8 protein-coding genes are annotated in these 9,043 nt (G+C 45.4%); 2 read left to right on the forward strand and 6 right to left on the reverse strand.

The features are described from left to right. On the reverse strand, positions 1-1,751 hold a 1,751-nt coding region (locus tag QUB12_RS35645; RefSeq protein ID WP_333310827.1), incomplete at its 3' end, for a DUF3854 domain-containing protein. A 544-nt stretch (positions 1,752-2,295) separates the two neighbouring features. Next, entirely contained in the window at positions 2,296-3,540 is a 1,245-nt protein-coding gene (locus QUB12_RS35650) for a helix-turn-helix transcriptional regulator (protein ID WP_333103249.1), read from the reverse strand. A 205-nt stretch (positions 3,541-3,745) separates the two neighbouring features. On the opposite strand from QUB12_RS35650, the gene QUB12_RS35655 reads away from it, so the two are divergent. Together QUB12_RS35655 and QUB12_RS35660 are read left to right on the forward strand one after the other, a co-directional pair. Further along, on the forward strand, positions 3,746-4,099 hold the full coding sequence (locus QUB12_RS35655) for an HNH endonuclease (RefSeq protein WP_106334385.1): 354 nt from the start codon (positions 3,746-3,748) through the stop codon (positions 4,097-4,099). 710 nt (positions 4,100-4,809) lie between these two features. Then, entirely contained in the window at positions 4,810-5,094 is a 285-nt protein-coding gene (locus QUB12_RS35660; protein ID WP_333103248.1) for a hypothetical protein, read from the forward strand. Between the two features lie 593 nt (positions 5,095-5,687). Here QUB12_RS35660 and QUB12_RS35665 read toward each other — a convergent pair. The 4 genes from QUB12_RS35665 to QUB12_RS35680 all read right to left on the reverse strand — a co-directional run. Further along, positions 5,688-7,349, reverse strand: a complete 1,662-nt coding sequence (locus QUB12_RS35665; RefSeq protein ID WP_333310829.1) for a relaxase/mobilization nuclease domain-containing protein — start codon at positions 7,347-7,349, stop codon at positions 5,688-5,690. Positions 7,350-7,399: 50 nt separating this feature from the next. Beyond that, the gene (locus QUB12_RS35670) at positions 7,400-7,801 is read right to left on the reverse strand and encodes a plasmid mobilization protein (protein ID WP_333103246.1); all 402 of its coding nucleotides are present in this window, start codon (positions 7,799-7,801) and stop codon (positions 7,400-7,402) included. Positions 7,802-8,211: 410 nt separating this feature from the next. Next, positions 8,212-8,352: a hypothetical protein gene (locus tag QUB12_RS35675; protein WP_333103245.1), complete on the reverse strand. Its 141-nt coding sequence runs from the start codon at positions 8,350-8,352 to the stop codon at positions 8,212-8,214. A 433-nt stretch (positions 8,353-8,785) separates the two neighbouring features. Continuing rightward, a partial coding sequence (locus QUB12_RS35680) for a hypothetical protein (RefSeq protein WP_333310831.1) occupies positions 8,786-9,043 on the reverse strand: 258 nt, incomplete at its 5' end.

The raw sequence follows: 9,043 nt of genomic DNA on the forward strand, positions 1-9,043 counted from the left end.
AGAATTCGCTGATGGGGAAAGCGGCGTTGCAGTTGCGTTTCCAGGTTGCGACAAGACCATTTTCCGGTGACTTTTTGAGAGTCTTCTACAACCATAATGCGCGGTCGATGTAGCTCTACAGGGTGAGATTTACTAGGGTTTATAGAGCTACATTCAGTAGCGTTTATATGGCAACATTCAGCACGGCTTTCCAGGTCGCAACAAGTGACTTCTTGAGACAGAATTTGCTCCATCTGCACATACAGCGAAGCCGGGTTAGAAGTAGCAAAAAAAGTCACATCTCGCCCTCGTTTTGGCCGCCACTCGTTAACAGCAACCCAAGGCGAAATAGGGATGCCTGCTATGGCTATTAGGTAGTCGATGCTGTAATCGGATAAGTCGGCATCTTGGGCAACAACTAAGCCGCCACTTGTCAAGACGTTGTGGATGAGTTCTTGCAGAGTTTGCAAGATGGCGACTCGGTTCTCGCGGCAAGTTGAACTGTTTAAGGCGTGCCAGATGACTTGTTCGCACTCATCGATGATGACGATCGCACCTTCCCAATCTTCAGGATTGAATTTTGCTTGAGAGAGGGGGTGGAGGCTGTCTATGCACAAGCCGTATCCGAATAGTTTACCCTCGGCTGAGTCTCTGGTTTCGTCGATGTAGTTGATTCCTAAGCTGGCACAGATAGCCCTGCCCAGTTGAATCCTATGGGTAATTATCAGCACGCGGCGATCGCCTGTGTCAAGGGATTGTGAGACTAAGTTAGTCAAGGCTTGGGTTTTGCCGGTGCCTTTGGGGGCTTTGATGCAGGCTAACCCGGACTCTGGATAGGGGAGTTTTCCCAAATAGCGAGAATTGAGCTTTAAAGAGGCGGGATAGGTTAAAAGCCATGATTCCCTAGCGAGCCAGAATTGGAAGCCTTGCGCTTCATTTTTGAGGGCGTTGAAGGCATCGGAGCCCTTCGATACCACGAAATCGTCAACGCCTTTTTCTGGCCCTGGCAGGTTGATGACTTTGACGGGGCAATTTGCCGCTGCGAACAGGCGGCCGAGTTTGCCAATTTCCCGGTTGACGTTCTGGATGGTTTGGCGTTTGTTGTCGCAGTCGAAGCAGATGTAGATTTCCCGCCCTGGGGTGGCGAAGTGTTGGAGTTCGGGGATGAGGTAGGGGTCGCATTTTTCGCCTTGCGGGGTTTTGGTTCTGACACCGCCGGTGACACCGGGGAGGGCGATGGCGGCGTAGCCCAGTGTGAGTAGGCATCCGGCTTTTTTTGCGCCTTCGACGATGATGACGGGGATGTTGTTGTCCCACACCCATTGCCAGAAGCCAAGTTGTTTGTCTGAGTTGTCGATGGGCAAATCGTAGCGGGCTGCGACTTTTGCCCAGATGTGGTCTGGGACTTGCAGGAAGAAGGCTCTGGTGGGGCTTTTGGGGGGGTGTTCGTATTTGACGGGTTTGATTTTGCCTTTGGGGTCAAAGGCATTTCGGGGCCTTTGGGGTTTGAAGCAGCCCCAATACATGGGTTGCCAGTTGTTGAGGGGGTCAAGACCATTGCACCACCAGCCACCGTGTTCGATGTGGCTGTAGTGCTTTCTGGCCCACCGCCATTGTGCGTCGGGATGGACTCTGCCGGAGGCGGCGTTGATTTCGTACAGGAGGTATTGGTACGGGGTGTCGCCTGAGAGGGTTTGGATGTTAAGGGCGATGAGGTCGGGGTCTATGGCCGAAGCCAGCCATTCGGACAGTGGGGAGATGGGCGCGTTCACAGCACACCTCCGGTGTTGGTGGAAGGTCGGGGCAGCCGGAAGCGGTTAGGCGGGGTTGAGGGGGCTTTTCGTAGGGGTAGGGGTGTTTCTCTGGTGTCAGCAAGGCTGCGGGCAATTCCCGTGCGTTTGGTTTGACGGCAATGCTTCCAGCACCTCAGATAAATTTCTCTCGTCACGTTTTATATTGGGCAGAATTTGAAATCAATCCTTAGCCTGTCTGACTCGGCTGCTGTGGTTAGTGACACTCCGTTAAACTACTCAAACTACTCAGGAGATTTTTAGGCGCTGAAAGCTATACAGGACAAAGGTTTCAAATTTACAACTTTTCCGAATACCCCCTAAACTTTTCCGAATACCCCCTAAACTTTTCCGAATACCCCCAAAGTGTTTAGGCGCTGAAACCATTGTCAGATAAGAGATTCAAGCAAATTTGCTAATTTTTTAGGTGTTTAGCGGTTTAAACACTCTGCTGCTCAAAAAGCTAAAAAGACCCCCTGAATTGGGAGTCTTTCCGCTGGATGCAAGATGCCTTTTGGTTGGCTAGTTACTCATTTAAGCCAAGGTGACGAATTATCTTGGTTTTCAGGCTGGGCTTGATGGTATGTGGATAGCAGCCGTTCTCAATCTGAGATAGCTGGGATGCTGAGATACCCAGCTCTTTTGCCATTGTTCTCAGGCTTTCTTCCATAGTTTTCCGAGCTTCTCTCACCCATTGACCAAAAGCTATGGGTTCGGTTAGGTTGGCTGCTGGCTGAGCTGACTTCTGCTTGTGGGCGGGTCTTTTGGGCGGTTGCGGTTGCTCTGGTTTTGATTCGGGTTGTTGTGGGTGTTTGGGTAGCGCTTCTGGCTGGCGTAAAGTCCCGTTAAGTTGTAGCCAGGTTTCAAACCAGTGATTGGGCTTTTTAATTTGGCTGTTTGGATACGCCCAGTCAGGGACATCGGACTCGTAGTCAAAGAGGTAGGGGTATTCAAAATTTCCCAGTGTTTTTAGCCCTCGATCGAAGCTGCGCTTTAAATTCGAGGCAGTAACTCCGTTTCTCTTGGCTGTCTCTATGTCGTTCTTATACCCGATTCGCGTCAGCAGTGTTTCTATTTGATACCGACCGCTTTTGTGCTGTTGCAGGGCAAATAGGGCAAAATAAGCCAGTCTGAGAGCCATTTTTTCCTGGTAATAATCTAGTTTTAGCGCCTCGCTGGTAAGGTAGCCAAATTCCCGCAAGTATTCGTGACCTGCAAATTTGTCAAACCATTTGCCAGGGCGATAAGTGATTTCAATATCGATCAAGGTGTTTTTTTCTTGATGAAACACCTCGGTAATTTGAAAAATCTCCCAGAGATTGGAGTGTTCAATAGTAAATATTTTATTGCGTATCCGCCAAGCTTTAACGGAAACTTCTAATCGTTTTAGCAGATATCCATGATAGGCTAAGGCTCTTAGTTTTTCTTCTTTAGAAAGGTATCGGGCTGGCTGGCTATTGGCGTCTCGTTCGGCTTTTGGGATGTAGTGTTTCTTTTTGTTATTCTCACCAAAGTCAGCTAGGAGTTTAGATGCTGATACTGTAATTTGCTCTCTCCCGACTTCGGGCTTGCGAAAGGCAATCATTGCCAGTGCATAGTGCAGTTTGAGGGTTTCTTCTCCGAAGTTCTGGGCGATAATTTCCTTGGCTTGATAGGCAATTTCAGCAAAGTCTGTTAGGTCGAAACGATCGCGGATTTGCAATTCAACTCGACCTTTGGAAAAATCTTTGCGACCATTCAAACTGGTTTCGCTTATTTCCCAGAAATCCATACCAGTGACTCCAGCCGTATAGATTGTATCTGTGATTGCACTACTGGGGCATTCTTCGTAGAATTTTCTTTGGCAGAGGCGGGGTTCTGTAGATGACTTATGTGACCGTTGCGATTGCTTTGGCTCCGCGTAGGAGCTGTTGCTAAGGTTATTAGAGTCTATATTAACCTCAAGGTTTTGATGATCGCAGATTTTCTTGCCAGACATGGGGGTGATCTGTCTCCACCTGTTATGGTCGGTCCATCGTGCTTGTCAGGTTGATGGGTTTGCTAATTACAAAGTTTTATCGTCGCATCACGAAGTAAATCGCTCTTCTGTGGGTAAAACCATTTGGGAGCCTGGGTCTAAATATTACAAAATAGCCCAAAACCAGAACTGGTTGTGTCCAATCTGTGGGGAAAATCTACACAATGGAGAAGCTCTAGAAACACACCACATAGTACCTCTGGTAAAAAGTGGAACAGATGAAATCGACAATCTTCAACACCTACATAAAATTTGCCATAAGACGGTACATAGTGGTAAACGTTCTGTGAAGGCAAAGGCCCCGGCCGTATGATGCGACGAGTAGCAAGTACGGTTCTGAGGGGAGGAGATACGGTGACGTATGCTCTCTTGCCCGACAGTCGCAAGCACGGTTTCGGATGGGAGGGGTGGAGTAGTAATACTCCCCTCGACCCTAACCGATTTGGTGGCGTATGAGGACTTGATGGTTCGTAATATGGTCAAGAATAGACACTCTTGCAAATCGATCGGTGATGCAGCATGGACTCAGTATTCCGAATCAGTGGTGGGAGGATGTCAATCGAATGTCCGAATAAACCTGCAAGCCGCTTTGACGCAAGCTCCCCATTGACTCTATCAATCCGAGTGCACTTTGACCAAACTAATGCAGGAAAATCGATATAACTGAGCCAAAAAAATTAGCTAAAAATTGGGAGGAAAAAAGAGGAAAAAACAGCACATTTTTTACTCATTACACCTCCTATTTCGTACTTTTAGCCTCATTTTAAGTATAAATGCTTATGAGTTTTTGTAAAGAATTGTTGCTTTTGGCGTGATTTTCTGTACTCCGACACCTCTTGAATCCTGCTAAATCCTCGTAATAAGTACGGTAGTCGCATAGCAAGCCATGTCAAATAGACGTAAGAAGGGGGTAAAAATGATCAATTTATGGTTTTTATGGTTTTTGCAAGACTGCTATGAGAATAGCTGCAATTTGGAGTTAGCTCACGCTCACTCTGGGCAGCTAAGAGGAGAAAGTTTGACTTGCTCGCTGTTTGGATTTTGACGCCCGCTGTACGCTCGCTCTTTGAGTCGATATTGAAGCCAAGAGCGAGCCAGTTGGTGTACAGGAAAGCCTTGGTTACGATGGAGCATCGCCGGGCACGACGCAAGCCCGTTGGTGCAGTTGGGTATTGGCTGGTAACGCCCAACGCGATCGCGCCTTGCCCTCCTGTTTTTAATCTCGCAGCCAGTAAAGATGTTGATGCTCGCTGTTGGACGATCGTTCGTCCAACAGCGAGCATCGAGCTTGGACTTAACTCGCCATGAGAGCCGATCGCTTTTGCTTGTAGGTCGGGTTGATGCCAGCAAATCCAACATCGACCATAGCTTTATCAGTCACAAAGATAGCTAGGAGTCGAAAGTTGGATATTGGCCGTTTCGACTTCAACAGAGCACAAGCGTGAGTAAGTGAGTCTAGGGTAAGAGCATCTCAATCAGGCTTGACACAAGCACTCTTTGAATCTGCATCATATAGTCATCATTCATCGTCGCTCGGTTCTTTTTTTGTCGCAAACTACGTCGGAGAGGCGTTTCTTGATTGATGGCATTAAGTGCCATTCGTCTTAGAAAAGCCAAATTTTGAGGACTGTTGAACGACCGAATGCGGGATTTATATTCATTAAAAGTCACATATAAACTCCAATGCACTTGGTTTTCAATGCCTCAATGTTGACGAATAGCCCAACTATTTAGCTGGGCATCTACTGGTAAAGAACTTAGGTAAAACTGCACATAAATGAGTGATTTTGTTCCAGAAATGACGAACTCTTAAGGGCGATCGCAATAGTGCACCTTACGCCACAGATAGTCTAAAAATTCCTCAGTTGCGTAAGTCGTATCAATTTTTAAAGCTGTAAAAGCTAATCCAGTTCTATATCTTGGATGCGCTGTTTATACTGTTGGTTATTTTGTTTAGGAGTTTGCTGTTCTTGCTCAATTAATTGTATCCAGATATCATTCCAACTTGACTGTGGATTGACAAGTTCTGCATTCGGTAGCAGCGAGATCGCATTTCGAGCGAGCTGAGAATTTTCGGCGAGCGCTATAATAACGCTATCGAGTTCTTGTAAGAATTGTATAGGTAGTTGTGAAGTTCGTTCAATTCCTAGGTAAACTGTGGCTGGTGCTGTTGTAGAGTTATCCTGTTCAATAAGCAAAAGTGAAAGGGCTTCGATTGGGTTACAGGCAATCACAGCTCGCTCAATTTCTCCAGTAGTGGCTACCCAGAAAGCAGCTTCAGATGACAGGGGATGGGTTGTAGTAAAGTTGCCTCTTTCATCGAGAACAAAAGCGAACCGGGCTTCCCCGTCAAGCGTCCGTGCCGTGAAGATAGCCTTTTCTGAGCCGGCATACAGCCAAGAATGAGAGTGCAATAAATTAAGCAATTCTAAAGGTAAACTGTACTCGACTGCTAGATGCGATCGCACTTTTTGCCACTGAGTTTCATTCCTTTCAGGCAGGATTGACAGTTGTAACTCTAACTCATTTGCTGTTGCCGGAGTTGCAGGCGCGGTTGCTGCTAACTCGGATTGTGACGACTCTAACTCATTTGCTGTTGCAGAAGTTGCAGGTGCGATTGCTGCTAGCTCTGATTGTGACATCTCTAACTCATTTGCTGTTGCAGGAATTGCAGGTGCGGTTATTTCTAGCTCAGATTGTGACGACTCTAACTCATTTTCCTCTGCCTCGCTGGGGGCGATAGCTAAGTGTTGTGGCTGCATTAAAGCCTCAATTAGGGCGTTATCTCGCCCTTTGTCATAGCTAACGCCTCGATGCTTCTGCAATCCAGAAAAAGTGTAGGCTTTACCCAACTGAGTGCCACTTAAAGCGACTCCATCTAAATTGTAAGAAATGCCTTTACTGAAGCCGATTCCAGTTCGAGTCAATCCGACTTGCACCTCTACGGCTTGTTGCTGCAACCGCTCAACAAATTCTGGCATAGTTGGCTTGTCTTGAGTAACTTCATCAATTAGGTCTTGCAATTGTACCCTAACGCTCTTGTTTCCCTTGCTTTGTAAATATCTGTGTTCTCCTGTAGTCGGAGCTCGCTTATCTATTTCCCAACTAGGTGTAACAGCTTCTAAATTGTAGTCTCTTTCTAACTGGCGGATTACTTCTTGGCTTCTGTAATAATCCCAGCTATCGTCAACGATACTTCCATCTAGGCGAATGCGACTGGCGACAATGTGAATGTGGTCATGGTTTGTATCGTTGTGCTTGACAACTGCATACTGGTTGTTGTCAAATTCCATCGCTTTCATGTAGTTGGCTGCGATTGCCAGCCAGCGTTGGTCATTTTCTTCAGAATCTTCTAATTTTTCGGTGCTATCGACAGATAAAGTGGCGTGAAAAACTGCTACTTTCAGGTTAGGTCTTAGTTGTCGGGCGATCGCAAATTCAGCAGCCAGTTCTTCAGGAGTCTGTCCGCACATAGTACCGCCAATTAAGTAAGCACCTTTTTTGCCGAGTACATAGTTCAGACATCCCCTCCAGCCTGTACCTTTGATTTGTTTGCCAATCATAACCGTTTCGCAGTAGGTTTATTACATCAATTGCTCAGGCTGGTTAAAAATTAGCGGACTGTAGATTTGGTGAGGTTGGCAACTATTGTTTTAATTGCAGTTTGGTTTTGTTGAATAAGGTGCTGTACGCTTTCTAAGAGTCCTCTATTGACAGTAACGGGTTCTCCTAATACCACAGCACTATTGCAAGCTTTAGCAATCTGATTGAGGTTGTTTCCGGCAACTCTAAGTTGGGCATTAATTTGGCATAAAACTTGATAGGCTTTCAAGTCAAATACAGTTAGAGGGCGTGGCATGGCTCTTTTCAAAGCTGCACGACGGATGAAGTCGCTCATACTCAAATTTACTTGGTTCGCTAATGTTTGAATTTGGCTATAATCCGAGTCAGTTAGGCGAATGTGGATATGGTTTGATAGCCGTTCTCTGGGTCTTGCTTTCAGTAAAGTTTTCATAGCTTTTAATCAGGAATCACACTATGAGCCAAGATACAAGTTAATAACTGTAATCTACAAGCGCTATTCAGGTGAATTTATATCCCCCAATTGGAGAGGGCTATTTAGACAGTTTATTAACGTAGAGACTGACTATAATTTTATTTATTTGTATAAAATAGTTTGTTTAGGTGCGATCGCACTTGAATAAGTGATGAGTTCGTTGAATTGCTTTTGAAGCATTTTCTCCCTCTAATTTCTTAGAGCTATAGAATATTCAGCTTGAATTGTAGTACAAATAGTTACAATTGTCATTAAAGCTTAAAAAAGTATTAAACCCGACCTTACGGTTAGGCTTCCGTAAAAGGAGGGTGCATTATTTCTCTTTCTGCACGTAAAAGTTAGGTTTGCGATCACAAAAACATTGCTTGCTATCGCTCATCTCTGCTTTTTTCCTTGGTTTCCCAGCTTGCATAAATTTGAGCTTTTGTGAGTTTTTGTGAGTTTTTTGCTGCAAATACTGCTTCGACTTCAGCTAATAGTTCAAGCTGAGCTTGCATAGTTTTACTCATGAAAACTCACAAAAACTCAAATTTATGCAAAAAAACTCATGAAAAGCCAGTCTCAAAAAGTTAATTTTGAGGTTTTTTACCGTGACGGTACACTTAATATCAATTTAATAATTTAACAGCAAACTCTGCACTCCCAATTCAAGTAATTGTAGCAGAGGCAAGCTACTAACTGTAGCATTTATAGCAAGCTGTACTTTCAATATCGAGCAAGCAGAACTAATCGAATAGAATGTTAAGGTTGCCTAAAAAATAGCGGCCTCGTTATTAGCCATTCAGCTATTGCATATTAATGTATCTGAACAATGGCGGTAGCGTTTTTCTCTTCTTGAGTTGCAGTTCAGTTTGTTTGCGAGATTGAATGCAGTGCTACCGCACTTTAGTACAAAAAAGCGAAGTGCCTCAGTATTTTTGGGCGGCCAGAATGCTCTAACCGTTACGAAGGTAAGCCAGTAAATTTTGTAGTCAAAGCAAAAGCCGCCACAATAGTATGAGCAATCGGCACAGTTGGAGATCGGGTAAAACCAAGCCTTTTGAGACACTTGGCTAACATCGCATCAGTGGTATTGATTGGGAGGCACAGTTGAAGATCGGGTAAAATTAAGCCCCTTGACACTCCAGCCCTAGTTTTTAGGTAGTTGTGGCGATAGCTGCACGGCGATCGATTCAAAGCCAAACCTTTGTGGTGATTTGA

Origin of the sequence: Microcoleus sp. B7-D4, assembly GCF_036705125.1 — a bacterium.
Lineage (GTDB): Bacteria > Cyanobacteriota > Cyanobacteriia > Cyanobacteriales > Microcoleaceae > Microcoleus.